This is a genomic window from Polymorphospora sp. NPDC050346, from assembly GCF_040655695.1.
Lineage (GTDB): Bacteria > Actinomycetota > Actinomycetes > Mycobacteriales > Micromonosporaceae > Polymorphospora > Polymorphospora lycopeni.
On sequence record NZ_JBFAKM010000002.1, the window covers coordinates 79,941 to 104,437 of the forward strand.

Consider the following 24,497-nt stretch of genomic DNA (forward strand, 5'->3'; position numbering starts at 1 on the left):
GGATGGTGGCAACCGAACGGGGGGTGTTCGGGCTGCCGCCCTCACGCATGCCTCTCACGCGGGGCAAAACTGTGGCGGACGCGACGCGGCGGGGGTGCTGCTCACGTCCGGACCGGGTGTAACGCACCGCCGGCCCGGGCCATTCCGGCCGCACTTCCAGGCACGTCCGGACCGGGTGTAACGCACCGCCGGCCCGGGCCATTCCGGCCCGCACTTCCAGCCGGGGCGTCGGATGGCTGGCGGGGTGCTGCCACCTCGGCCGCGGTCATGCACAACGCCCCCGACCCGGCGGCCATTCCACCCGGCAGCCGGCCGACAGATGTCACGATCGGCCCGTAAATCGCCCGGATGTCCGGATCGGCTGATGTGGCCGAGGGGCAACCTCGTTGATCTGGGCGGCAGGGACGTTATCCGCCGGGGATAAGGTCTCTGCCGCCCAGATCGTCGGGGCGGGTGGCCTGGGCGCGGGCCAGATCGTCGGGCCAGATCGTCGGGGCGGGTGGCCTGGGCGCGGTTCAGGCGTCCGGCAGGTGCTCCTCGGCCCAGCCGGCAAGCTCGTCGAGCACGAGCACGAGCGCGTCACCGGCGGGGGTCAACGCGTAGCTGACGGCCGGCGGGCGGGTGTCGACCACCGTACGGATCACGAGGTCCACCCGGGCCAGCTCGCTGAGCCGGTCGGAGAGCACGGAGTCGCTGATGCCGGTGACCGAGCGGGCGATCTCGGAAAAGCTCGCCGGACCGGATTTCAGGGTGGCGAGGATGACGCCGTTCCAGCGCTTGCCAAGGATCTCGAAGACCCGGACAAGGGCGCCGGCACACCGCAACTCGCCCTTCGCCGCATCGTGCTGCCCTGCCCGCATGTGTTCATGTTAACGGCCTGCGAACTAGCTCTTCCGAGGATGCTAGCTTTTAGCTAGTACCACGCGGGCGGCTAGTGCTCCCGCGTCCGTTACCTAAGGAGCGCCATGTCCCTGTTCCGCCTGGACGCCAGCATCCGGATCGACGGTTCGCACAGCCGCGAGATCGCCGACACCGTCGAGTCCGCCTGGCGCGAGACCAATCCGGACGCCCCGGTCACCCGCCGGCACATCGGACTCGAGCCGGTCCCGGCCACCGCATGGGCCGACGCGGTCAGCGCGGGACAGACCCCCGCCGAGAAGTGGAGCGACGGCCAGCGTTCGGCCAAGGCGCTCGCCACGGCCATCGTCGACGAACTCGTCGCCGCCGACGCGCTGCTGTTCGCCGTACCGCTCTACAACTACGGGGTGTCCCAGCACTTCAAGACGTACACGGACCTGGCCATCACCGACCCCCGGCTGGCCGCCGGAGTTCCGCCGGCGATCGCCGGCAAGCCCGCGGTGTTGGTGACGGTCCGCGGTGGCGGGTACGGAGCCGGGACCCCGCGCGAGGGCTGGGACCACGCGACGCCGTACACCCGGCGGGTCCTCGCCGACCTGTGGCAGCTCGACCTGAAGGTGGTCGAGGCCGAACTCACCCTCGCCGGTGAGAACCCGGCGCTCGCCGACTTCCGCGACCTCGCCGCACAACTGCGGGCCGACGCCGAGTCGTCGGCGCGCGAGCACGGCCGCACGCTGAGCCGGGTCTGACGGCATCGGTGCCCCGCGGCGACCGTCCGGCCGCGGGGCACCAACATATGCCTTGAAATTCATATAACCTCTGAGGCATGATTCACTGGTGGACGGTTTCACCCTCATCGCGGACCCGACCCGGCGCCGCATCCTCGACCTGCTACGGGCCGAGGAGTACGACGTCGGTGGGCTCATCACCGCTCTCGGGCTGCCCCAGCCGCTGGTCTCCAAACACCTGCGGGTGCTGCGCGAGGCGGGCGCGGTGACCGCGACAGTCGCCGGCCGGCGCCGGGTCTACCGGCTGGCGGTCGACCCGCTTCCCGACGTGCTGGCCTGGGTGACGCCGTACCGCCAGATGTGGAGTGCCAGCTTCGACCGGCTGGCGCGCGACCTCGACGAGGAGAAGTAAGTGAGTGAACGCGAACGGCCCACGGCGCCCGCGACCGATTCGACGGTGACCGCACGGATCGACGACGACGCCACCGGCGCCACGCTGGCCGAGGTCGCCGGGCGCTGGGTGCTGACGATGACCAGGGCACTGCCGCACCCGGTCGACCGGGTCTGGCCGAAACTCACCGAGCCCGACCAGTTGCGCACCTGGTCGCCCGTCGGGCCGGACCGCCCCCTCGACTCCGTCGGGCCGGCCACCAGCCGGGAGACGCCGCAGGACGACCCCGAGGACGCCGAGGTGCTGGTCTGCGACCCGCCGCGTGAACTCGTCCACCGCTGGGGCAGCCACCTGCTGCGCTGGACCCTCGCCCCGACCCCGGACGGATCGCTGCTGACCCTCGAGCACACCTTCGACGAGCACCCGGGTCGCGGGATGTACGCCGCCGGCTGGCACATCGCGCTCGCCGTACTCGCCACGGTGCTCGACGGCCACGAGGTGGACCGGGTGGTCGGCGAGGCCGCCCGGGAGTACGGCTGGTCGACGCTGCGGCAGCGCTACGACGAGTCCCTGGGCTGATCCGCCCACGCGGCCACCTGGCCGGGGCGTCCGGCGCCCGACAGCCGTGGCCCGCGCGTCTACGTATGCTCCCGGCATCGACAACAGGCGGCGGAAGAAGTACGCACGGCGGCTGGTCGAGGCGGCCCTGACCGCCGAGACCCGGACCGTGGCGCGGCTCCTGCGTGCCGGCGCCGATCCGGACGCACCGGATCGGGACGGCACCACACCGCTGTACGTGGCCGCCGTGCAGAATTCCGGCGAAGCTGTCCGCCTGCTCCTCACGGCCGGCGCCGCACCGGACCTGGAGAGCGGCCATGGCGATCAGGGCACTCCCCTGTGCGCCGCCGCGAGTTGGGGACATGTCGACGTCGTACGCGAACTCCTCGCCCACGGGGCCGACCCGGACCGGCGCGAGGACCACGGCACCGGCCGCTCTCCGCTGGACTGGGCGGTACGCGGCGGGCACACCGAGGTGGCCGACCTGCTGCTCGTCGCCCGTCGCGAAACGTCCGGCGCAACGGCCACCGACGGTCGGCCCGGCCATGGCTGATCAGCCGGCCCGTCCGGGCCGCCGTTGCGGTCGGTGTTGACAATTGTCACCACGAAGTGGCGATCATTGACGCTGGAGTGTGCTGTCCGGGTGCGGGCCGCGCCACGATCAAGGTCGCCCGTTGGCCCGGCGCACCGCCCGAGGAGTTGACGCATGCGGATTCTGCTGGTCGAGGACGACAGGCGGGTCGCCACCGCGTTGAACTCGGCGCTGACCCGCCGGGGCTACGACGTCGAGCACGCGGCGACCGCCGCCGCGGCGTTGAGTGCCGCCCCCTGCGACCTGGTGCTGCTCGACCTGTCGCTGCCCGACGGGGACGGCCTCGACGTGTGTCGTACCCTGCGGGGACGCAGTGCCCGGCTCGGGATCATCGCGGTGACGGCCCGGGGCGAGGAACGTGACCGGGTCGTCGGCCTGCGTGTCGGCGCCGACGACTACATGGTGAAGCCGTTCTCCATGGACGAGTTGCAGGCCCGGATCGAGGCGGTGCTGCGGCGCGCGTCGTACGCCGCCCCGGAACCGGAGGTGATCGCCACCGGCCGGCTGCGGATCGACGTCGCGGCCCGGACGGTGACGGTCGACGACCGCCCGGTCACGCTCACCCGCAAGGAGTTCGACATCCTGCTCTCCCTCGCCCGCCAGCCCGGACTGGTGATCACCCGCGACCGCATCCAGCTCGACGTGTGGCAGACCACCTGGGTGGCCCGGCACACCGTCGAGGTGCACATCGGTTCGCTGCGTACGAAGCTCGGCGACGCCCGGCTGATCGAGTCGGTGCGGGGCGTCGGCTACCGGCTGCGCGGCGAATAGCCCCCGTGCGTCGCCGACTCGCGCTCAGCTATCTGCTGCTGCTCGCCCTGGTGCTGCTGGCGCTGGAGATCCCGCTGGCGTTCACGCTGGTCAGCCGGGAGACCCAACTGCTGCGGGCGGACCGGCTCGCCGACGCGACGAGGTTCGCCGCGCTGGCCCGGCCGGCGCTGCGTACGGAGGCGTTCGGCACCATCACCGCCGAGTTGCGCCGCTACGACGAGTTGTACGGGATCGGCGCGGCCGTCGTCGACCGGGAGGGCCGTACGGCGGTGCGGTCGGGCAGCCGGCGACCGCACACCGGGCAACTCGACGCCGCGATGCGGGTCACCCTGGCCGGGCAGCAGTACGCGTCCGAGGAGCAGTTGTGGCCGTGGAGCGACGACCCCCTGGTCGTCGCGGTGCCGATCAGCGACGGCGGCGAGGTCCTCGGCATGGTGATCACCGTGTCGCCGACCGACCGGCGCCGCGAGGCGGTGATGCTGTGGCTGCTGGTCTTCACCGGCTTCGGTCTGCTCGCCGCCGTTGCCTGTGTGGTCACCGCCTGGGGCATGGCCAACTGGGTGCTGCGGCCGGTGACGGTGCTCGACGCGATGACCCTGGAGATCGCGGCGGGTGACGGCCGGACCCAGATCTCCGACCGGGCCGGCCCGCCCGAGCTGCGCCGCCTGGCCCGCAGCTTCAACGACATGTCGGGCGCGGTGTCGGACGCGATGGAGCGGCAGCGGGCCTTCGTCGCCCACGCCAGCCACCAGCTCCGCAATCCGCTGACGGCGCTGCGGCTGCGGGTCGAGGAACTGGGGCCGAGCCTGACCGACGACTACGGCCGGCAGGAGCACCAGCTCGCGCTGGAGGAGACCGACCGGCTCGCCAAGGTGCTCGACGGGCTGCTGACGCTGGCCCGTGCCGAGCGCGGCCAGCGGCGGCTGGTCACCGTCGACGCGGTCGCCGTCGCCGAGTCGCGGGTGGCGGCCTGGGAGCCGCTGGCGCGTCGTGGCGGGATCAGGTTGACGCTGCTTCCGGCGCCACCGGTGGCGCTGGTCCAGGCGGTGCCGACGGCGCTCGACCAGAGCCTGGACGCGCTCATCGACAACGCGGTCAAGTTCGGCGGCCCGGACGGGTCGATCGAGGTGTCGGTCGTCCCGACCGAGGGCGGGGTCGCGGTGCAGGTCCGCGACGACGGGCCGGGGCTCGGCGACGCGCAGCTCGAGCAGGCCACCGAACGGTTCTGGCGGGCCCCGGACGCGCAGAACATCGACGGTTCGGGGTTGGGCCTGGCCATCGTCGCGGTGCTGGTCGAGGCGTCCGGGGGGCGGCTCACCATGCGCCGGGCGGACGGCGGCGGGCTCGAGGCCCGGCTGTGGTTCCAGTCCGCCGAGCCGGTCAGGGCTTGACCGACTGGTAGTAGCGGGCCGCGCCCGGATGCAGCGCCAGCGGCGCGGTGGCGATCGCCGACTGCAGGTTCATCCGCCCGGCTGCCGGGTGGGCGATCCCGAGTTCGTCGCGGTGCTGCATCAGCAGCCGGGTCAGCTCGTACACCAGGTCTTCCGGGACGGACGGACCGACGACCAGGTAGTTGGGGTCGGCGACGGTGCTGATCGGCTCGATGCCGTACGCGGTCGCCGGGATGTCCCGCCCGACGTAGACCTCGCTGTAGCGCTCGCGCAGCGGCTCGGTCCACATCTCCAGGTCGACCAGGCGCACCGGCATGGCGGCGACGAGCTGCTCGACCGCCTTGACCGGTGGCCCGCCGGAGAAGAAGAACGCGTCGATCCTCCCGTCGCGCAGTGCCTCCGCCGACGCGTCGAGGTTGAGGTAGGCGAGCCGTACGGGGTGCCGGTCGCCCGGCCGGTCGGCCAGGCCGGCGACGTCGAGCAGGCGGTTGGCGGTGATCTCGGTGCCCGAGCCGGAGGCGCCGACGGAGACGCGCTGCCCACGCAGGTCCTCCAGCCGCCGGATCGGCCCGTCGGAGCGGGTCACCAGGTGCAGCAGGTCGTCGTAGACGCGGGCGACGGCGACGACCTCGTTTCCGGTCGGCGGCAGGATGTCGGCCTGGGTGAAGCCCAACTGGGCCCGGCCGCTGCCGACCAGCGCGACATTCTCGGCCGAGGCGGTCGTCACGACGACGTCGGCCCGTACGTGCGGCAGTTCCCGGTTGATGACGGCCGCGAACGCCTGGCCGAACACGTAGTAGACGCCGGCCCGGCTGCCGGTGGCGATGTCCAGCCGGATCGGCTCGGTGGCGGCGTCGGTGCAGCCGGCCAGGCCGAGCAGGGTGGTGGCGGCAAGCACGGCGGCCAGGCCGGCGCGGCACCGGCCCGGCCGAGGCCGGCGCCGTGGCCAACATCGGCTCATCGGTCGCCCCTTCCCGCCTGGCCGACCGGGGTGTCGGCACGGCAGTGCTGCCGAACCTACGGCAGTTCGGCAAGCAGGGCGACCTCGGTCCTACGGCTGGCGGCCTCCGGCGGTCGATTCGGGCACCGCGGCGTCGCAGAGCTGGGCACCGCGCAGCAGCCGGCCGGCGGCGGGGCCGTTCGGCACGCTGATGAGGAAGGAGCCGCCCCGGCGGACGAGCGACGCGTGGGCGTCGAGCAGTTGCGCGCCGCGTACGAGGACCGTGGCGAGGTCCTGGTCGGTGACCCGTACGCCGAGGATGTGCTTGCGCATGTGCCGCCCGGCGGTGAGCAGGACGCCGCGCCAGGCCGCGCCTGCCATCCGCAGCCGCCAGGTGTTGGCGGGTGCGGTCGTACCGAGCGCGACGGTGCTCAGGACCGAGGCCCGGCCCTGCTGCCAGGCGACGCCGACGAGGGTGGAGTAGGCGGTCCGGTGCGCCTCCGGGACGATGATCCGGTACAGCTCGTAGCGCCGGCGCAGCCCGGCGACGGAGGCCTCCTGGTACGCCGGCACGTCGAGGTAGCGCAGCAGTTGGGCGGTACGGCGGGCGGCGGCCTCGACGTTGAACTCGACGACGCCCGGATCGGGCCCGAACCACGGCGAGCGGATCGTCCGGGTCGCCGACGGCCGGGTCAGCGCGGTGGCCCGGACCAGGCAGGCCAGTTCGAACGCGCCGGCCAGCCGGGGCCGGTCGAGCGGCACGGCGGCCGCCGGTGCCGTGCCCGGTGGCGCGGGTGGCGGTTCAAGGATCGCTCTCATGGCCAGCTCCCGGATGCACCTTGACTGCGTGGTGGTGTCCATCACGGTGTCCCGCCGGCCGGCCGCAGCGGAACCCTCTCCGCCCAGCATTGAGAAGAAATTGCGTTTGTCGGCGGCCGGCGCCGGGCCGGGCCTTCGCGGGAGCGCTTTCCGGGGCCCGTTCGACACCGACGGCGACCGGACCGTGACGCTGGCGGACGCAACGGCGGCGCGGCACCTCCGCCCGGCCGGCACCGGCTTGAGGAAGGCCGGCACGACCGTGGACAATTCCCCATCGTCCCAGGTCAGGGGGAGGATGGGTGGTTGACCGGCACGGTCGGCGGAGGCGGATCCATGTTGAACGATGATCAGACGAGCGGTGGTTCCGGTGCGGGCGGCGGGACCGGCGCGCCGCCGGCCGGGTTTCCCGTACCCGCCCCGCTCATCGCGGCCGTGCTCACCCCGACGACGGCCGGCGGGGCGGCCGACCCCGACGTGACCTCGGCGTACTTCCGTGGTGTGGTCGCCGACGGCGCCGACGGGCTGGCCGTCGCGGTCCACACCGGCCGGGGCGACCGGCTGCCGCTGCCGGTACGGGCCGCGCTGGTCGGGGCGGCCCGGGCGCTCACCCCGACCGTGGTGACCGCCGTGTGGCCGCACGACGACCTGGACCGCTGGGGTCGGCTCGCCGCGGACGCGGGCGCGACGGCGCTGCTCGTCGCCCCGGCCGCCCGCGACGACCCCGGGGTGGAGTTGCGCCGGCTCGACCGGTTGAGCCGGGCGAGCGGGCTCGACCTGATCGCCTTCGACCTCTACACCGGCCCGTACGCCCCGGCGACGCTCGCGGCGGTGCTCGGCCACCCGGCGGTCACCGCGTACAAGCCGGCCCACCTTTCCGACGCCATCGCCTGCCAGGCGGGCATCTGGTCGGCGGTGGCGGCCGGGGTCACGGTGCTGACCGGCGAGGACCGGATGTTCGTGCCGTCGTTGCTGTGGGGTGCGCGGGGGGCGCTGGTCGGGCTGGCCGCCGCCGCGACGCCGTTGACCCGTACGGCGTTCCGGGCCGCGCACGAGCCGGGCGCCGAACTGTTCGCGCCGTCGCGGATTCTCGACGAGTTCGCGGCGGCCACCTTCCGCCCGCCCTACGACGGGTACGTGCAGCGGATGTCGTGGATCGCCGCCGACGAGGGGCGGATCCCCGTCGAGTTCGCCGTCGACCCGGGGCGGCCGGCCGGGCTGGGCGACGCCGAGCGGGCCCCACTGCTGGCCCTCACCCGGCGGCTGCTCGACGAGGTCGAGGCGGCCGGGACTTCGCCCCGCTGAACGGGCGGCCGGTCCGCCCCACCACCCGGGGAAGGGCGGCGGGGCGGACCGGCCGGTCGGTCACAGTGCCGCGCACTGCCCCGTACGCGGGCCGGACACCGTGTTGGCGACGCCGGCGTTGGCCGGTGTCGTCGTGTTCGCGGTGCAGGCGAGCGGGCCGCCGACCGTCGTGGCGGTCACGGTCACCTCGCCGCCACGGTTGGCGGTGAGGGTCACCGGGCCACGTACGGTCGACGAGTCGACGCGTACCGGGCCGGTCGAGGCGCTGACGCTCAGCGGGCCGCGTACCTCGGTGTCGAAGGTGCTGAGGTGACTGGCGCCGGTCGCGGTGACCGGCCCGTCGACCCGGGCCCCGTCGAGGACGAGACCGGCGCCGGGGCGGACCGTGACCGGCCCGCTGACCTGGCCACCGATCACGCAGGTGACGCCGCGGGACACCTGGAGCGGGCCACGGTGCCCGCCGGTGATCGTCTCGGTGCACGCGGGCGGCGCCGCGACCGGGTCGAAGACCCAGCGGTAGAGGGTGAACCCGCGGGTGTAGTACAGGCTGCCGTCGACCCCGGCCACCAGGTGCTCCGCCCCGGAACCGGCGAGCACCCGCGCCTTCCACGTCACCGGGTTGACCGACCAGAGCCGGCCGCCGTAGGTGGCGTAGATCATGCCGTCGCGGAACGCGAGCGCCCGGTCCTGCCCGTACATGGTGCGGGCGAGGCCGAACAGGTTCTCCGCCCGCAGTACGTCGATCGTGCCGGTGGCCGGGTCGACCTCGGCGGCGAAGAGCGTGCCGTCGGCGATGCCCCACAGCACGCCGTCGTCGTCGAAGCGCAGCCCGTTGATCGACTGTGCGCCGGGGACCACGACCCGGGACTCGCGTACGGTCCCGGTCGTGACGTCGTAGACGAACAGTTCGGCCTGTGACGCGACCGGGTCGATCCCGAACCCGCCGTTGATCGAGGTGCCGCCGACGACGAGGTCGCCCCGGGCGGCGAGCGACACGACGCTCTGGTCCGCGACGATGCCGCGCCGCACGGTGATCTCGCCGGTGTCCGGCTTCCAGACGCTGAGCGCGCCGCCGAGCCGGCCGGAGATCGGCACGCTGCCGACGACGACCCGGTCACCGACCTGGACGAGTGCCTGCGGGCGGTCCTGTTCCTGGCCGATCGTCACCGGCTCGCCGGGGTTGGTCCCCATCGACCAGGTCCGGGCCGGGTCGTAGCGGTAGAGGGTGCCACCGGGGTAGCGGCCGTAGACGAGGTCGTCGCCGAACTGGCCGAAGCCCTCGACCTGGCCGCCGCCGTTCAGCAGGCGGAAGGCCTTGGTGTCGGGGTTGTAGGCCGAGATGCCGGGCGGGGTGAGGAACCCTCCGGAGTAGACGGTGCCGGCCCGGTCGACGCCGAGCGCCTGCAGCGGGGTCGGCGCGCCCTGCAGCCCGGCCTCGCTGATGTACTTGTTCCTCTTGGTCTGCAGGTTGTAGACGTAGATACGGCCGTTGTAGAACGTCATCGACAGCGACAGGCCCGGGAAGTCGGGCGACTGCATGTCGATCCAGGCCCAGGTGCCGGGGATGGCGTTGGGCCGCCAGCCGAGCGGCGTTTCCTCGAACGTCTCCAGGTTGAGCTGCACGATGCCCTGGCTGACCCGGCGGTAGTAGACGTACGGCCCGGTGGGGTCGAGTCCGGAGATGGCCCGGCCGTCGATCGCCGGCACCACGTGCACGAGCTGTGCGGTGGCGGTGTCGAAGACGAGCAGGTCGTTGACCTTCTGTACGCGGGCGAGCAGGTAGCCGCCGGCGAGCGTCATGTCGTAGACGGCTTCCTCGTTGGCGTACTTGGCCGGCAGCGGCATCTGGAGCACCTCGCCGGTCGCCCGGTCGAAGCGGGCCAGCTTGGCGCGCGGCTGGGTGCCGAAGTAGACGTGGTCGTCGTCGATGGCGAGTGCCCGGCCGTACGTCTCGCCGGGGATGATCTGGCCGTGGTCGGTGAACCGCGCGGTCGCCGGGTCGTAGGCGAACAGCCGGCCACCGGGGTACGTCCCGCCGTAGATGATCCCGTCGGGCGCGGCGGCCAGCCGCCAGATCCCCTCCCCGGGGTACGGGAACGGGATGGCGGTGACGCTCTGGTCGCCGGGCGTCCAGGTGTAGAAGAAGCCCTCGGTCGTGGCGAAGTAGACCGCACCCTCGGCCGGCGAGAACGTGTTCGCCCAACTGTTGACGCCGCGGGGCAGCCGTTCGGCGAACACGATCCGGCCGGTGCGCACGTCGGTGGCCTGGAACATCGCGGTCGTCTCGTCGTTGCCGGCGGTCACCCAGTAGACCTGGGGGTTTCCGGCGGCGTCGACGCCCTGGGACTGGTCCTGGGAAAGGATCTTGTCGGGCATGGTCTGCCCGAGGTTCTCCTCCTGCCCCGGCTGGACGGAGGTGCGCGGCGGCGCGGGGGCCGGCGGCTCGGCCAGGGCGGGCGTGCCGGACAGCGTCATGGCGGCCACGGCGGTGAGTGCTGTGGTGAGAAGGAGTCGTCGGTGTCGGGAAAGTCTCATCGATTCTCCGCTCGACTTTAGGTCTGGACCGTAATTGACGCCCTAGGCTAGCGGGACCGGGGAACAGGCGCAATCGTGTGCGACGATGAATCCCCCCGGCGGAAGGGAGCGGATTGTCCACCATCGTTGGCATCGTCGGCCCGGTCGACCTCGTCGACAGCGTCGCCGCACTCTGCGAGCAGTCCCCCGGCGTCAGCGTCGTCCGCTGCCCGTACGCCCACGAGACCGACGCCCCCGCCCTCGTACGCGACCACTCCGCACAGGTCGACGCGTGGCTCTTCACCGGCATCGTGCCCTACACGCTGGCCGGCAACGCCTCACCGCGACCGTCCGCCTTCGTCGACTACACCCGGGAGACGGTGCTCGAAGCCTGGGTCCGGCTGGCCAGCGCCGGCCGCGACATCGCCCGTACGTCGATCGACACGGTCCGCACCACCGAGATCCGCGACCTGTCGACCGCCGTCGGGATCGACCCGGCGGCCATCCGGTCCGTCGCCTACCGGCCCGACATCGACTCGGCCCAGCTGATCGCCTTCCACCGGGGCAACCCCGACCCGACCTGGTCGGCCATCACCTGCGTGTCGAGCGTCCACGAAGCCCTGCGCGACGAGATGACCATCATCCGGCTGGCACCGTCGCCGCACGCGGTCCGCACCGCCCTGCACCAGCTCCTGCTCGCGACCACCAACCAGATCCACGAGGACGCCCAGGTCGTCCTCGGCCTGGTCGACGCGGCCGGGGCCGCCGACAGCGCCGTCACCGAACGGCTGGCGGCCGAGGTGTCCGCGCTCGCCGGCACGCTCTCGCGGACCGGCGACGGCACCTACCTGCTCGTCACGACACGCGGCGCGCTCGCGGGCGCCACCAACGACTTCACCGACGCGCCGTTCCTGCGCCGCTTCGAGGAGGCGTCGATCGACGCGTACGTCGGGTTCGGGCTCGGCCGCACCGCCGCCGAAGCCGAGCGGCTGGCCCGCCGGGCGCTCAACCGCGCGCACGCGCACAAGGGGCCGGCCGCCGTCGCCGCCTTCCGCAACGACATCGACCTGCTGCTCGCCTCCGGTGGCCGGCAGCCCGGCGGCGACGAGGCCGGCCCGCCCGCCATCGGCGTCATCGCCGCCCGCGTCGGCCTGTCCGCCGCCACGCTGGGTCGCCTCCAGCAGCTCTGGGAGGGCGGCACCGGCGCCCCGATCACGTCCCGGATCGTCGCCGCCGAGTTGGGCGTGCAACTGCGCACCGCGCGGCGGATGCTGCAACGGCTGGAGTACGCCGGTTACGCCGAGCGGGCCGGGATCGAGACGACCGGCAGCACCGGCCGTCCCCGCACGCAATACCTTCTGCGGTTGTGAGCCCCACTCACCCCTTGATCCCGCTCGACGCGACACTGTTGACGATGTAACGCTGCAACACCGCGAAGATCAGCAGACACGGGATGACGGTGACGGCGGCGGCCGCCATCAGTCGCGCGTCGGAGACCGACTCCGAGTTGAGCGAGGCGAGGCCGACGGTGAGCGTACGCATCTCGTCGGTCTGCGCGATGATCAGCGGCCACAGGAAGTCGTTCCAGTGCCACAGGAACACGAAGATGCCGAGCGTCGCCAGGATCGGCTTGGTCAGCGGCAGCACGATCTGCCAGAAGATCCGCCATTCGCTTGCCCCGTCGACCTTCGCCGCCTCGAAGAGCTCGTCCGGCAGGCCACGGATGAACTGCCGCATCAGGAACACCGACTGCGAGTTCGCCAGCGTCGGCACGATGAGCCCCCAGAAGGTGTCGATGCCGTCCAGGTTGGACACCAGCACGAACATCGGGATCAGCGTCGCCTGCGCGGGGACCATCAGCGTGGCGAGGAACGACCAGAACAGCGCGTCCCGGCCGGGGAACCGCTTCTTCGCGAACGCGTAGCCGGCCATCGCCGCCGTGATCAGCACGAGCACGACGGAGACGAGCGAGTAGACCAGCGAGTTGAAGGTCCAGCGCAGGAAGCTCTGCGCCGACAGCACCGACACGATGTTGTCGAGCGTCCACCTGTCCGGGAACTGGTACGGGATCGTCCGCGCACCCTCGGGACTCAACGCGAGGACGAAGACGGCGAGGAACGGGATGGCCGTACCGAGGGCCAGCAGGCTCGCGAGCACGACGAGCCAGATCTGCGCCGTACGGCGCGGCCGTCGCGGGCGGCCGCCGGACTGCTGCTGGCCGCGCCCGGGCTGGTGTGCGGTGCGGTCGCGAACGGCGATGCTCATGTTTCGTCCCGATCGAGGAAGCGGCGCTGGATGATGGAGATGACGAACACCAGCGCGAAGATGGCGACGCCGATGGTGGCCGCGTAGCCGAAGTCGAAGAATTTGAAGCCCTCGTCGTACAGGGCGTAGACCAGCGAGTACGAGGCGCGGGCCGGGCCGCCGCCGGTCATGACGTAGACGGTGTCGAAGACCTGGAACGCGGCGATCGTCTCGATGACCACCACGAAGAAGACGACCGGTCGCAGCAGCGGCAGGGTCACCCGGAAGAAGCGCTGTACGGCGTTCGCCCCGTCGAGCTTCGCCGCCTCGGTGAGTTCGGTCGGGATGGTCTTCAGGCCGGCGAGCAGGATCAGCATCGAATAGCCGAACCCCCGCCACACCGAGACCACCGACAGCGACCCCAGCACCTGCCACTGGTCGCCGGACAGGAACGGGATGGCGTCGATCCCCCACCGTTGCAGGAGCCCGTTGACCAGACCGTCGGCCGAGTAGATCCAGTACCAGATCACACCGGCGAGGACGAACGAGGTGACGTACGGCAGGAACAGCGCGCCGCGGAAGAAGCCGACGCCCCAGACGAGCTTGTCGAGCACCACCGCGGTGAACATCGAGACGACCACGATCAGCGGCACGTAGAACGCGGCGTAGATCAGGGTCGTCACCAGGGCGTTGCGGAAGATCGGGTCGGACACCAGCCGGCTGTAGTTCTCGAAGCCGATGACCTCGAAGTCCCCGTTGAGCCGGTAGTCGGTGAAACTCATGCCGATCGCGCCGAAGCTGGGCACGAAGCGGAAGACGACGAAGAGTACGAGCATCGGCAGCACGAACAGGATCCCGGCCCACATGCCGTTCGTGTTCGCCCACCGACGTCGGGTCGCCGACGGGCGCCTCCGCGCGGAGATTGAGGTCATCGGATTCCTTCTGCGGATACTCCGGTCTTCAGGCCGGAGAGGAAACGGAACTCCTGCGAAGCGGGGCGGGGATCGCTGATCCGCCGCCAGGGTGGATGGGCGTCTGTCCGCGCGGCATCGCAAGGTTCGATGGCTGGCCCGCTAGTTTGTGGGCCGTGACCAGGAAGGCGGTGAAGCGGGCGTTCAGGTACCGCTTCTACCCCAGCAACGCGCAGGCGGCTGAGCTTGCCCGCACGTTCGGGTGCGTCCGGCTGGTCTACAACATGGCCCTCGCGGCCCGTACCGAGGCGTGGACGCTGCGCCGGGAGCGGGTCAGCTACAACGCCACGTCGGCGATGCTGACCGGGTGGAAGAAGACCGACGAGCTGGCGTTCCTCAACGACGTCTCCTCGGTGCCGCTGCAACAGGTGCTGCGGCACCTGCAGGCCGCGTTCACGCAACATTCTGGCCGCCGGACTGGCGGTGACAGCCTGTGGAGAAGGTGTAAGACCTCAACGGGGAAACCTCCGTTCGGGGCAGCCGACGGTGAAGCAGGAAAACCCGAGGGCGACCACGGGAATCCCCTCCCTTTAGGACGGGGAGGATGTCAAGGCTCTGCTTTCGGTCCGGCGGGCGGGTGCCGCCGTGGGGCGTCGACCGGGTCGGCGTCCCACGACGGCGCCACTCAGCGCAGTCGGGAGAGGATGCCGCGGGCCTCGGTGGCCGCGTCGCCGAGCGCCTCCGCGGCCGTGCGCTTGCCCTGCAGTGCCCCCTGCAGGTGCGGGGCGAGGGCGGCCATCACCTGGCGGGCGCCGGGGTGGGCCTCGCCGGGGTTCGCGAACTTCAGCGCCTCCAGGTAGGCGGTGGTGATCTCGTCGGTGCCCGGCGCCTGCACGTCGGTCCGCGACGGATACGTGCCGGAGGCCACGTTGAGTTCGTGCTGGACCTCGGGCGAGGCGAGCCGGCGGGCGACGGCGAGCGCGGCCTCCTCGTTGTCGTCGGAGTTGATGGTCGTCAGCGTGATCAGGCCGGGCGTGCCGAACGAGCGCTGCTGGGCGCCGGTCAGCGGCTGGCCGACCACGACCTCGGCCGCGCCGACGCCGGCCTGCATCTGCTGGGCCTCGGGCTTGGAGACCGCGTAGCCCATGGCCACCTTGCCGAGCCCGAGCGGGCCGCCCTCGACCTTGTTGGGCTTGGTGGCGGCGTCGGCGGGCAGGCCGCTGACGGCCTGCAGGTCGAGCAGGAACTGCAGGGCGGCGACCCCGGCCGGACCGTCGAAGGCGACGTCCTTGCCGTCGGGGGTGAAGACGGTGCCGCCGGCCTGCCACAGCAGCGGGTAGAAGCTCTGGTTGAGAGTCACCTCGGGTGAGCCGGAGTAGTCCATGACCGCGATGCCCTTGGCGGCCAGCGCGGGGGCGGCGGCGAGGACGTCGTCCCAGGTCTTCGGCAGGTCGGTGATCCCGGCATCGGCGAAGGCGGCCTTGTTGTAGACCGTGGTCGTCGACGTCTGGTAGATCGGCAGGCCGTAGATCTCGCCGTCGACGGTGCCGCCGGCGAGCGCGCCCTCGAAGTATTTCGACTTGTCGTCGACGGCGGCACCGATCGGCTTGAGGCCGCGGGTCGAGTGGAAGTTCGCCGTCAGGTCGGGGGTCAGCAGGACGAGGTCGGGGCCCTTGCCGGCGGCGATCGCCGTACCGATCTTCTCCTCGCGGTTGTCCCACGGGAGCAGTTCGATGGTCAGTTTGGTGTCCGGGTTCTCGGCCTCGAAGTCGGCCTCGAAGTCGGCCCAGAACTTCTGGCTGGCGTCCTGGTCGGGGATGACCGGGTACATCCACAGGGTCACTTCCGATCCGCCGTCGCCGGATCCTCCGGAACCGCAGCCGGTAAGGGCGAGCGCGGCGGTGGCGGCGAGCGCCACGGCCGTCAGGAAACGGGATCTCACTTGGTCCTCCTAGTGCAATGGCGTGGTGCGTCCTCGCAGCCACTGCGTGCCGGTGGTGCGGTACGGGGCGACCGCGCACGGTGCCCCGTCGGCGTCACGCGAACCACCCGTGACGGTGCTCGTTGACGAAGTCGTCGTCCGACAGCCACGGGTAGCGCCGGAACGCGTCGTCGATCGCCTCGGCCTGCCCCGGGGAGAGCACCTCGCGATCGCTCAGGCAGCGGATGCTCGGCAGCAGGCCCTGGCGCCAGAGCACGTAGTTGACGCCGGCGATGCAGCCCCGGAAGGCGTTCGCGGCGTCGAAGACGGCGGCGTTGGCGACCGTGAGCTGTGGTGCCCGCCGGCTCAGCAGGTCGGCCTTCGCGGCGTCACCGGCCCGTACGGCCCGGACCAGTTCCATCAGTCGTACGGCGGCGTTGGTGCCGACCGCCCACTGCCCGAGCAGCCCGCCGTCGATCCAGCGGTCCCCGTCCGGGGTCTCGAACGGGGTGGTCAGGTCGTGGACGATGTTGTCGTCGTTGCCGGTGTAGAGGGCGATCCGGTCGGCCCGGCCGGACTCCAGTACGGCGGACACGACGTCGAGGGTGCGGTAACGGTCGAACGGCGCGATCTTGATCGCGACGACCCCCTCGATCTCGGCGAATCCGCGCCAGAACTCGGCCGAGAGCCGCCGGCCACCGACGGCTTCCTGGAGGTAGAAGCCGATCACCGGCAGCACCTCGGCGACGGCGCGGGCCCGGTCGAGCATCCCCGGCTCGTCCATCGCGCCGCCCATCGGGGGGCAGAGCAGGACCGCGTCGTACCCGAGGCGTTCGGCGAGCCGGGCCTCGGCGACCGCCTGGCCGGTCGGGCCGGCGACGCCGGCGATCCGGATCAGGTCGCCGCCGGTGCGGGCCAGGGTGTCGGCCACCACCTCCAGCACCGGTTCGAGCAGGCGGGTGGCCGGATCGCGGATCTCGAACTGGGTGGTGTGCACGGCGACCGCGATGCCGCCGGCACCCGCCGCCGCGTAGTAGTTGGCCAGGGCCGCCTGGTAGCGCTCGTCGAACCGCCGGTCGTCGTCGAGGGCCAGCGGCATGGCCGGTACGACGAGCCCCGCCCGCAGGGTCGCGAGCATCCGGGAGGGCGCGATGCGGTCGCGCGGGGCGGCGCTCAAAACCGGCCGTCCCGGCGCTGGAACTTGGTCGGCTTGTCCCACAGGGTCCCGCCGGCGGCGATCCACTCGGCCTGCCAGCGGATCAGCGTGCCGGCCGCGACGTCGGGATAGCCGAAGAGTTCGTGACATCGGCGCGCGTCGGAGAGCAGCGCGCAGTCCGACTCCTGGCCGGCGAAGCTCACCTCGCGGCCGAGCAGGGCGGCGAGTTGCTCGGCGGTGGTCCGTACGGCGAGCGTCTCGGGTCCGGTGAGGTTGAGGGTGAACGGCTCGCGGTCGGCGTGCCCGAGCGAGCGCAGGACGACCTCGTTGGCGTAGCGCTGCCAGACGATGTTGACGAAGCCGGTGCTCAGGTCGACGCGCTCGCCCGCGACGATGGTGCGGGCCAGGTCGGCCAGTACGCCGTACCGTGGCTCGACCGCGTAGTTGAGCCGGACGAGCGAGATCCGGGTGCCGCGGGTCGCGGCGGCGGCCTCGAAGATCCGTTCCCGGCCGAGGCAGCTCATCGCGTACTCGCCCACCGGGCCGGTCGGCGACTGCTCGGTCGGTGACGGCGTGCGGACGTCGGTGAGGGGATACACGTTGCCGGTGGAGAGGGCGGCGATCCGGGCGTCGGGATAGCGCTGGGCGACCGTGTGCGGCAGGGCCGCGTTGGTCAGCCAGGCCCGGTATTCCTGGCCGGTCACGCCGAACTTGGCCCCGACCATGAAGACGACGTTGCCGGCGTCCGGCAGCTTTCCGGCGGCGGCCGGGTCGGCGAGGTCGGCGACGACCGTGGCGACGCCGCCGGCGTCGAGCCGGCCCCGTACGGCGCCGTCGCTCCAGCGCGACACGGCGTGTACGGCGACGTCGGCGCGGCCGGCCTCGTCCAGCGCCCGGCGGGCCATCAGGCACAGCGTCGGGCCCATCTTGCCGCCGGCGCCGAGCACGACCAGGTCGCCGTCGAGCTTGCTCAGGTCGTCGATGAGGTCGGCACCCGGGCCCGACAATCGGTGCTCAAGTGCCCGCTCGTCGGCCGGTGCCCCATGGTCCCCGGTCATCGTGGGTCTTCTCCTCGAAAGGCAGCGACGTCCGAGCGACGTCGGGTCACCTCATATTTACGGCCCGGACCGTTAATGTCAAGATAGCCTTCGGCCCCTGACCATCGGAAGGAACCCGACGATGCGAATCCTGCTGATCGGCGGCGCCGGCGCGGTCGGCACCGCGCTGACCGCGGCCTGGCGGGACCGGCACGAACTCACCGTCGCCGACCTGCGCCCGCCCCGGACCACCGGCATCCGGCCGGTGACCCTCGACGCCACCGACGCCGAGGCGCTGCGCGCCGCCGTACCCGGGCACGACGCCGTCGTGCACCTCGCCGCCGTCGTCCCGCGCGGCGCGGCGGCCACCGACCCCCGCGTCGTCGACCTCGCCCTGCGGGTCAACGTCGGCAGCGTCGTCCAGTCCCTGTACGCCGCCCACGCCGCCGGGGTGCCACGGTTCGTCCACGTCAGCTCGCTGTCGGTGTTCCGCGACTATGGCCGGCGCCGCATCACCCGCGACGACCGGCCCGACTCGACCCAGCCGTACGGCCTCGGCAAGCGCCTGGCGGAGACCGCCTGCGCGGCCGTCGCCGACGAACGGCTCACCGTCACGTCGCTGCGGCTCGGCCACCCGACCACCGCCGCCCTCTGGCCACTCTGGAAATCGCCGGCCGCCACACCGACCGACCCCGCCGTCCGGCTCGCCCTCGACGGCGGCCCGGCCTTCGCCGCCCTGCACCCCGACGACCTGGCCGAGGCGACCGAACGCACGCTGCACCGGGGCGGACCGCCGTACGCGGCCATCGCGGTCACCGGCGACGCCGGTGGCACCACCATCGACGACGACTCGGCGCGGTCGCTGCTGGACTGGTGGCCGCTCCCCCGCGACCAGGAAGGAGCCGACCGGTCATGAGCTGGTTCGACCTGCCGCTCGACGTGCTGCGCGAACACCGGCCCGAGCGCGAGGAACCCGCCGACTTCGACGGGTTCTGGCGGCGCACCCTCGACGAGCACGCCGGCACCCCCGACGTACGGCTGCACCCCGAGCCGGCCCTCTTTCCCGGCATCGCGGTCGACGACGTCGACTACGCCGGATTCGGCGGGCAGCGCGTCCGGGGCTGGCTGCTCACCCCGACCGCCGGCCCGCGCCGCGACGTCGGGGTGCTGCACCTGCCCGGGTACGGCCGTGGCCGTGGCTGGCCCCACCAGTGGCTGCCGTTCGCCGCCGCCGGGTTCACCGTCCTCGTCATGGACGTACGCGGCCAGGGCGCCGAGTCCGACCACCCGGGCAGCACCCCGGACCCCGGCGAGGCCACCGGGAGCGAGGTGCCGGGCTTCCTCACCCGCGGAATCGCGTCGCCGGAGACGTCCTACCTGCGCCGGCTCTACGTCGACGCGTACCGGGCGGTCGACGCGCTGACCGTCGCCGCCCCGTACGTCACCCGTACGGCGATCGTGGCCGGCAGCCAGGGCGCCGGGGTCGGGATCGCGCTGGCCGGGCTACGCACCGACCTCGGCGTCGCGTTGCTCGACGTGCCCGCGTTCGCCGGGTTCCGGCGGGCGATCGAGATCGGGGCGGCCGGTTCGCGGGCCGAGATCACCCGCTACCTGGGCGCCCGACACGATGCGGCCGAGCAGGTGTTCCGCACGCTGTCGTACTTCGACACGGTGAACTTCGCCGCGCGGGCCAGCACGCCGGCACACTTCTCGGTCGCCCTGATGGACCGGGTCTGTCCACCGTCGACGGTCTTCGCCGCCTACAACCACTACGCGGGCGAGAAGCGGATCACGGTGTGGCCGTACAACGGGCACGAGGGTGGCGGGAGCACGGCGACGCGGCAACGCCTGGCGGAACTCATCGACTGGAGCGCGACTCCAGCTCCACCGCGCTGATCAGCAGGTCGAGGATCGCGACGGTCTCCGGCCAGGCGACCGGCGAGGGGGCGCCGACCTCGACCATCGCCAGGAACTCCTCGACCGTACGCGCGTATCCGAACGGGTCGGCGGACCCGTCGGGCAGGTCGAACCCGATCGGGCCGTCGGCCGTCTCGACGCTGACGCCGTAGCTCTCGGTTTTTGCGGCACCGACCACGTCGACCGTGCCCTGCACACCGTCGGCCCAGTTCAGGAGCAGGGTGGCGGAGTCCGCGCTGCGCAACGTGGGATAGACGCGGCGGGCACTGGTCGCCGCGACGGTCCGCGCCTGCCGGCCGAGCAGCGCGACGAGCAGTTCCACCCCGTGCAGGCCCATGGTGACGATCGCACCGCCACCGACCGACGGATCGTCCTGCCAGGGCGTCGACCCCTGCGCCCAGCGGCCGACGTCGTGACGGACCACCGCCCGCGCCGACAGCACCCGGTCGCGGTCGAGCCGCCCCGCGAGGCGGGCCACCGGCGCCGCGAAACGCAGGACCGACGAGGTCAGGACGCGGTGCGCGACCGGCTCGCACCGCGCGGTCAGGTCCCGCAGCTGCGACCGTGTCGCGGCCGCCGGCTTGTTGACGAACACCGGTACGCCGAGCGGGAGCAGCACGTCGAGCGCCGCCGCGACCTGGTCCGGCCGTACGGTCAGGATGATCCCGTCCGGCTTGCGGTCCACCAGGTCGGTGAGCCGGTCGTGGGCGTGGTGGCCGGGGTTGCGCCGCTCGAACTCGGCGACCCGGTCCGTGTCGGCGTCCCACACGTCGAAGGCGGCGCCGGGGCGCAGCCGCCCGATGGTGGCCGCGTCGGAGAAGGGATGGCTGGTCGCGAGACCGGCGATCGCGATCCTCGGCTGCCGTTCGCCCGCTGGGTGCGCCATGGACCAAAGCCTCCCACAGCGCTGCGACCTGGCCGCACGGAGATCCCCGGCGGGCCGGCACGGCAACCGGACTGCAAACCGGGATGACTGCGAAAGGGTTGAGAGGCTACAAACCGGGCGGGCTCTCCGACCTTGGCGACAGCACCCATCGCCCCGCCTCGACGCGGTGCAACATTCTTGCACGTCTATGCCCTTGACTCAAGGAAAGCCCTTTCCTTACGTTGGAAGTGCTGGTTACGGCCGTGTTAACACCAGCCCGTCCCACCCTTTCCGGAATCACCGTTCGCCCGCGCGCATCCGCTCGCGGCTAGAGAGGGGGATTTATATGATCTTTTCATCATCTATCCGGCAGGCCGGTCTGGCCGTGGCGGTGGCCGGCGCGGTCACCGTGGCCCTGGCCGCCGCCGGCGTCACCTCCGCACACGCCGCGACCCTCTTCACCGACAGCTTCGAAAACGGCAACGCCGGCGCCTGGAGCAGGTCGGGCGGCAGTTGGTCGATCGACACCGACGGGTCGACCGTCTACCGGCAGTCGGGCACCGGCTCGGACGCCAAGGCCCGGGCCGGTGACACCTGGACCGACCAGACCGTCGAGGCCCGGGTGAAGCCGACCGCGTTCAACGGCGCGGGCCGCTTCGCCGGCGTGCTCGCCCGGGCGCAGAGCACGACCACCTACTACTACCTGGCGCTCGGCGGCGACGGGCAGGTGCTGCTCGGCCGGCGCGGATCGAGCGGGCACACCACGCTCGCCGCCGCCCCCGCGACCGTCACCACCGGCACGTGGTACACGCTGCGCCTGGAGGCGTTCGGCACCAGCCTGCGCGGCTTCGTCGACGGCCGCCCCATCGTCAGCGCCACCGACGGCACCATCGGCTCCGGCCGCATCGGGCTGGCCACCTACTACGCCAGCGCCTCCTTCGACGACGTACGGGTGACCGACGCCGCCGGCCCGACGCCGACGACCCCGCCGACCGGCACCCCCACCCCGTCCCCGACACCGACCGGGACCCCGCCCCCGCAGCCGCCGGCCGGGCAGCCGGACGGCTACGCGAGCGTGCCGGCGCTCGGGCTCGACGGCACCACCGGCGGCGCCGGCGGCCCGACCGTCACCGTCACCACCGCCGCCGACCTCGCCACCTACGCGGGGGCGAACACTCCGTACGTCATCCTGGTCTCCGGCCGGATCCAGGTCTCCGGCATGGTGACCGTGGTCGCCAACAAGACCATCCTCGGTCTGGGCGGCACCGCCGAGATCACCGGTGGCGGCCTCCAGATGGGCACCACCACCCGGCCCGGCAACAACGTGATCATCCGCAACATCACGTTCCGGAACGCCTCCGACGACTCGATCAGCGTCCACAACGGCTCGCACCACGTGTGGATCGACCACAACGAGTTCCACCCGGGCTTCGACGGCTCGGTCGACGTCAAGCACCGGTCCAGCTACGTGACCGTCTCCTGGAACAGGTTCCACCAGACCGACAAGAGCATGCTGCTCGGCCACTCCGACTCCTACCCCCAGGACATCGGATACCTGAAGGTCAGCTACCACCACAACTACTTCGACGGCTCCAACCAGCGCCACCCGCGCGTGCGGTTCGGCGACCCGGTGCACGTCTACAACAACTACTACAAGGGCGTCGGGCTCTACGGCGTCGTCTCGGTCGAGAACGCCGGTGTCCTGGTCGAGGGCAACTACTTCGAGGACGTCGCCTTCCCCTGCCACTCGGCCAGCGGGTACGCCGACTCCGGCCCCGGCCGGCTGGTCCAGCGCGGCAACGTCTTCCTCCGCTCCGGCACCTGCGAGGTCAACGGCTCGGTCGGCGAACCGGGCGCCTACTACTCGTACACATTGGACAACGCGGCCCAGGTCCCGCAGCTCGTCGCGGCCGGCGCCGGCGTGGGAAGGATCAACCCGTGAACATCCGACGCTGGCGCGTACCGGCCACCGCCGGGCTGGCCGGAGCACTGACCGCCCTGGTCCTGGCCGTCACGCCACCGGCCCAGGCCGCCACCCTGTTCGCCGACGACTTCGGCGACGGCAACCACAACGGCTGGAGCTCGTCCGGCGGCTCCTGGCGGGTCGAGCCGGTCGCCGGCGACCCGGCGCTCGTGCAGCGCGGCACCAGCGCCGACGCCCGGGTCCGCACCGGCCAGGCCGGCTGGTCCGACTACACGGTCACCGCAGAGGTACGTCCCACCACGTGGGGCGGCGCCGACGCGGGTGCCGGGGTCGCCGCCCGGGTCCAGGGCAGCGGCAACTACTACTACCTCGGCGTCACCGCCGGCGGTCTCGTGCTCGGCAAGCGGACCGGCGGCACGCTGACCACGCTGGCCACCGCCGCGCTCGGCGTCACGACCGGTACGGCGTACACGCTGAGCCTGCAGGTCTCCGGAACCAGCCTCACCGGCCGGGTCACCGGCGGGCCGACGCTCACCGCCTCCGACGCCGCCTACCTGACCGGTCAGGCAGGACTGGTGGCCCGGTACGCCGCCGCGGGCTTCGACGACGTGACGGTCGAAACCGCTCCCCCGGGTCCACAACCGACGGTCAGCCCGACCCCCACCGTGAGCCCGACGACCAGCCCCACGCCCTCGCCGACCACGCCGGGTCCCGACCCCACGCCGCCGCCCGCCGGGCAGCCCGACGGGTGGGCCAGCGTGGCCGGACTCGGGCAGAACGGCACCACCGGCGGGGCCGGCGGACCGGTCGTCACCGTACGGGACACCGCCGGCTTCCTCGACTACATCGCCCGCCCCGGCCCGTACGTCATCCAGGTCGCCGGCACCATCAACCTGCCGACCGGCGCAAGCGACGGCATGTACGACGTGACCTCGGACAAGACGATCGTCGGCCTGGGCGGCAACGCCACGCTCAGCGGCGGCGGGCTCAACATCGGCCTGCCGGTCGACGACAACGTGACCGCGCCGCCGGCGAACGCCGTACACAACATCATCATCCGGAACCTGCACATCACCGGCGCCACCGACGACCTGATCAACGTGCAGATGTTCTCGCACCACATCTGGGTCGACCACAACTCGTTCTCCAACGGCGACGACGGCGCGGTCGACATCAAGCGCGGGTCGGACCACGTCACGGTCTCCTGGAACCACTTCTTCGACCACAACAAGACGCTGCTGCTCGGGCACGACGAGGACGCCGGGGCACAGGACACCGGCCGGCTGCGGGTCACCTACCACCACAACTTCTTCGACCGCTCCGACCAGCGCAACCCGCGGGTCCGGTTCTCCGCGTCGGCGCACGTCTACAACAACTACTACTTCGACAACAGCTACGGCGTCGCGTCGACGTACGACGCCGCCGTGCTGATGGAGAACAACTACTTCTACAGCGTCAACAACCCCGGCCGGGTGGTGTTCAGCGGCGACCAGGGCCGCATCGTCGAACGCGGCAACATCCTCGTCGACTGCAACCATCCGATCGAGACCCGGGGCACGGTGCCCGAACCGAGCGGGTTCTACGCCTACCGCCTGGACCCGGCGGCCGACATCCCGACGATCGTCCCGGCCGGTGCCGGGGTGGGAAAGCTGGGCTGA

The 24,497-nt window shown here is 72.1% G+C and carries 22 protein-coding genes and 1 pseudogene; 13 read left to right on the forward strand and 10 right to left on the reverse strand.

The window, feature by feature from the left end:
- Positions 1-515: 515 nt before the first annotated feature.
- A complete protein-coding gene (locus AB0I42_RS02885; RefSeq protein ID WP_357533601.1) occupies positions 516-860 on the reverse strand; it encodes a helix-turn-helix domain-containing protein in 345 nt (114 codons plus the stop codon).
- 105 nt (positions 861-965) lie between these two features.
- On the opposite strand from AB0I42_RS02885, the gene AB0I42_RS02890 reads away from it, so the two are divergent.
- The 6 genes from AB0I42_RS02890 to AB0I42_RS02915 all read left to right on the forward strand — a co-directional run bounded on the left by AB0I42_RS02890 (position 966) and on the right by AB0I42_RS02915 (position 5,289).
- A complete protein-coding gene (locus tag AB0I42_RS02890; protein WP_357533603.1) occupies positions 966-1,607 on the forward strand; it encodes an NAD(P)H-dependent oxidoreductase in 642 nt (213 codons plus the stop codon).
- 88 nt (positions 1,608-1,695) lie between these two features.
- Positions 1,696-1,998: a metalloregulator ArsR/SmtB family transcription factor gene (locus AB0I42_RS02895; RefSeq protein WP_357533605.1), complete on the forward strand. Its 303-nt coding sequence runs from the start codon at positions 1,696-1,698 to the stop codon at positions 1,996-1,998.
- Entirely contained in the window at positions 1,999-2,556 is a 558-nt protein-coding gene (locus AB0I42_RS02900; RefSeq protein WP_357533607.1) for an SRPBCC family protein, read from the forward strand.
- Between the two features lie 46 nt (positions 2,557-2,602).
- Positions 2,603-3,088 (forward strand): ankyrin repeat domain-containing protein, encoded by a 486-nt coding sequence (locus AB0I42_RS02905; RefSeq protein WP_357533609.1) that lies wholly within the window; start codon positions 2,603-2,605, stop codon positions 3,086-3,088.
- A 153-nt stretch (positions 3,089-3,241) separates the two neighbouring features.
- Complete coding sequence (locus AB0I42_RS02910) at positions 3,242-3,898, forward strand: response regulator transcription factor (protein ID WP_357533611.1); 657 nt, start codon at positions 3,242-3,244, stop codon at positions 3,896-3,898.
- A 5-nt stretch (positions 3,899-3,903) separates the two neighbouring features.
- The gene (locus AB0I42_RS02915) at positions 3,904-5,289 is read left to right on the forward strand and encodes a HAMP domain-containing sensor histidine kinase (RefSeq protein ID WP_357533612.1); all 1,386 of its coding nucleotides are present in this window, start codon (positions 3,904-3,906) and stop codon (positions 5,287-5,289) included.
- Here the strand turns inward: AB0I42_RS02915 and AB0I42_RS02920 are convergent.
- Together AB0I42_RS02920 and AB0I42_RS02925 are read right to left on the reverse strand one after the other, a co-directional pair.
- A complete protein-coding gene (locus AB0I42_RS02920) occupies positions 5,279-6,250 on the reverse strand; it encodes a TAXI family TRAP transporter solute-binding subunit (protein WP_357533614.1) in 972 nt (323 codons plus the stop codon). The genes AB0I42_RS02915 and AB0I42_RS02920 overlap by 11 nt on opposite strands.
- A 90-nt stretch (positions 6,251-6,340) precedes the next feature.
- Positions 6,341-7,048, reverse strand: coding sequence for a hypothetical protein (locus AB0I42_RS02925; RefSeq protein WP_357533615.1), 708 nt, complete (start codon positions 7,046-7,048; stop codon positions 6,341-6,343).
- A gap of 333 nt (positions 7,049-7,381) precedes the next feature.
- Here AB0I42_RS02925 and AB0I42_RS02930 point away from each other — a divergent pair, with 333 nt between their 5' ends.
- Positions 7,382-8,350 (forward strand): hypothetical protein, encoded by a 969-nt coding sequence (locus AB0I42_RS02930; RefSeq protein WP_357533617.1) that lies wholly within the window; start codon positions 7,382-7,384, stop codon positions 8,348-8,350.
- A gap of 60 nt (positions 8,351-8,410) precedes the next feature.
- Here AB0I42_RS02930 and AB0I42_RS02935 read toward each other — a convergent pair whose 3' ends face one another.
- The gene (locus tag AB0I42_RS02935; RefSeq protein ID WP_357533618.1) at positions 8,411-10,885 is read right to left on the reverse strand and encodes a hypothetical protein; all 2,475 of its coding nucleotides are present in this window, start codon (positions 10,883-10,885) and stop codon (positions 8,411-8,413) included.
- A 113-nt stretch (positions 10,886-10,998) separates the two neighbouring features.
- On the opposite strand from AB0I42_RS02935, the gene AB0I42_RS02940 reads away from it, so the two are divergent.
- Positions 10,999-12,234, forward strand: a complete 1,236-nt coding sequence (locus tag AB0I42_RS02940; protein ID WP_357533620.1) for a hypothetical protein — start codon at positions 10,999-11,001, stop codon at positions 12,232-12,234.
- Positions 12,235-12,241: 7 nt separating this feature from the next.
- Here AB0I42_RS02940 and AB0I42_RS02945 read toward each other — a convergent pair whose 3' ends face one another.
- Positions 12,242-13,129, reverse strand: coding sequence for a carbohydrate ABC transporter permease (locus AB0I42_RS02945; RefSeq protein ID WP_357533622.1), 888 nt, complete (start codon positions 13,127-13,129; stop codon positions 12,242-12,244).
- Positions 13,126-14,040: a sugar ABC transporter permease gene (locus AB0I42_RS02950; RefSeq protein ID WP_357533624.1), complete on the reverse strand. Its 915-nt coding sequence runs from the start codon at positions 14,038-14,040 to the stop codon at positions 13,126-13,128. The genes AB0I42_RS02945 and AB0I42_RS02950 overlap by 4 nt, the downstream gene beginning before the upstream one ends.
- Positions 14,041-14,135: 95 nt before the next feature.
- Between AB0I42_RS02950 and AB0I42_RS02955 the strand changes: the two are divergent.
- Positions 14,136-14,324: pseudogene (locus tag AB0I42_RS02955) on the forward strand (helix-turn-helix domain-containing protein); the annotation flags it as partial.
- A 380-nt stretch (positions 14,325-14,704) separates the two neighbouring features.
- Here AB0I42_RS02955 and AB0I42_RS02960 read toward each other — a convergent pair.
- The 3 genes from AB0I42_RS02960 to AB0I42_RS02970 all read right to left on the reverse strand — a co-directional run bounded on the left by AB0I42_RS02960 (position 14,705) and on the right by AB0I42_RS02970 (position 18,154).
- Positions 14,705-15,961 carry an extracellular solute-binding protein gene (locus AB0I42_RS02960; protein ID WP_357533626.1) on the reverse strand — a complete coding sequence of 419 codons (1,257 nt, stop codon included), beginning with the start codon at positions 15,959-15,961 and terminating at the stop codon, positions 14,705-14,707.
- Between the two features lie 94 nt (positions 15,962-16,055).
- Positions 16,056-17,117, reverse strand: a complete 1,062-nt coding sequence (locus AB0I42_RS02965) for a dihydrodipicolinate synthase family protein (RefSeq protein WP_357533628.1) — start codon at positions 17,115-17,117, stop codon at positions 16,056-16,058.
- Positions 17,114-18,154, reverse strand: coding sequence for an NAD-dependent epimerase/dehydratase family protein (locus AB0I42_RS02970; protein ID WP_357533629.1), 1,041 nt, complete (start codon positions 18,152-18,154; stop codon positions 17,114-17,116). Before AB0I42_RS02970 ends, AB0I42_RS02965 begins: the two co-directional genes overlap by 4 nt.
- A gap of 121 nt (positions 18,155-18,275) precedes the next feature.
- Between AB0I42_RS02970 and AB0I42_RS02975 the strand changes: the two genes are divergently transcribed.
- A complete protein-coding gene (locus tag AB0I42_RS02975) occupies positions 18,276-19,049 on the forward strand; it encodes an NAD(P)-dependent oxidoreductase (RefSeq protein ID WP_357533631.1) in 774 nt (257 codons plus the stop codon).
- Positions 19,046-20,029: an acetylxylan esterase gene (locus AB0I42_RS02980; protein WP_357533633.1), complete on the forward strand. Its 984-nt coding sequence runs from the start codon at positions 19,046-19,048 to the stop codon at positions 20,027-20,029. The genes AB0I42_RS02975 and AB0I42_RS02980 overlap by 4 nt, the downstream gene beginning before the upstream one ends.
- Here the strand turns inward: AB0I42_RS02980 and AB0I42_RS02985 are convergent.
- Positions 19,992-20,936, reverse strand: coding sequence for a Gfo/Idh/MocA family oxidoreductase (locus AB0I42_RS02985; RefSeq protein ID WP_357533635.1), 945 nt, complete (start codon positions 20,934-20,936; stop codon positions 19,992-19,994). The genes AB0I42_RS02980 and AB0I42_RS02985 overlap by 38 nt on opposite strands.
- A gap of 325 nt (positions 20,937-21,261) precedes the next feature.
- Here AB0I42_RS02985 and AB0I42_RS02990 point away from each other — a divergent pair, with 325 nt between their 5' ends.
- Positions 21,262-22,857, forward strand: a complete 1,596-nt coding sequence (locus AB0I42_RS02990) for a family 16 glycoside hydrolase (RefSeq protein ID WP_357533637.1) — start codon at positions 21,262-21,264, stop codon at positions 22,855-22,857.
- Positions 22,854-24,497 carry a pectate lyase gene (locus AB0I42_RS02995; RefSeq protein WP_357533639.1) on the forward strand — a complete coding sequence of 548 codons (1,644 nt, stop codon included), beginning with the start codon at positions 22,854-22,856 and terminating at the stop codon, positions 24,495-24,497. Before AB0I42_RS02990 ends, AB0I42_RS02995 begins: the two co-directional genes overlap by 4 nt.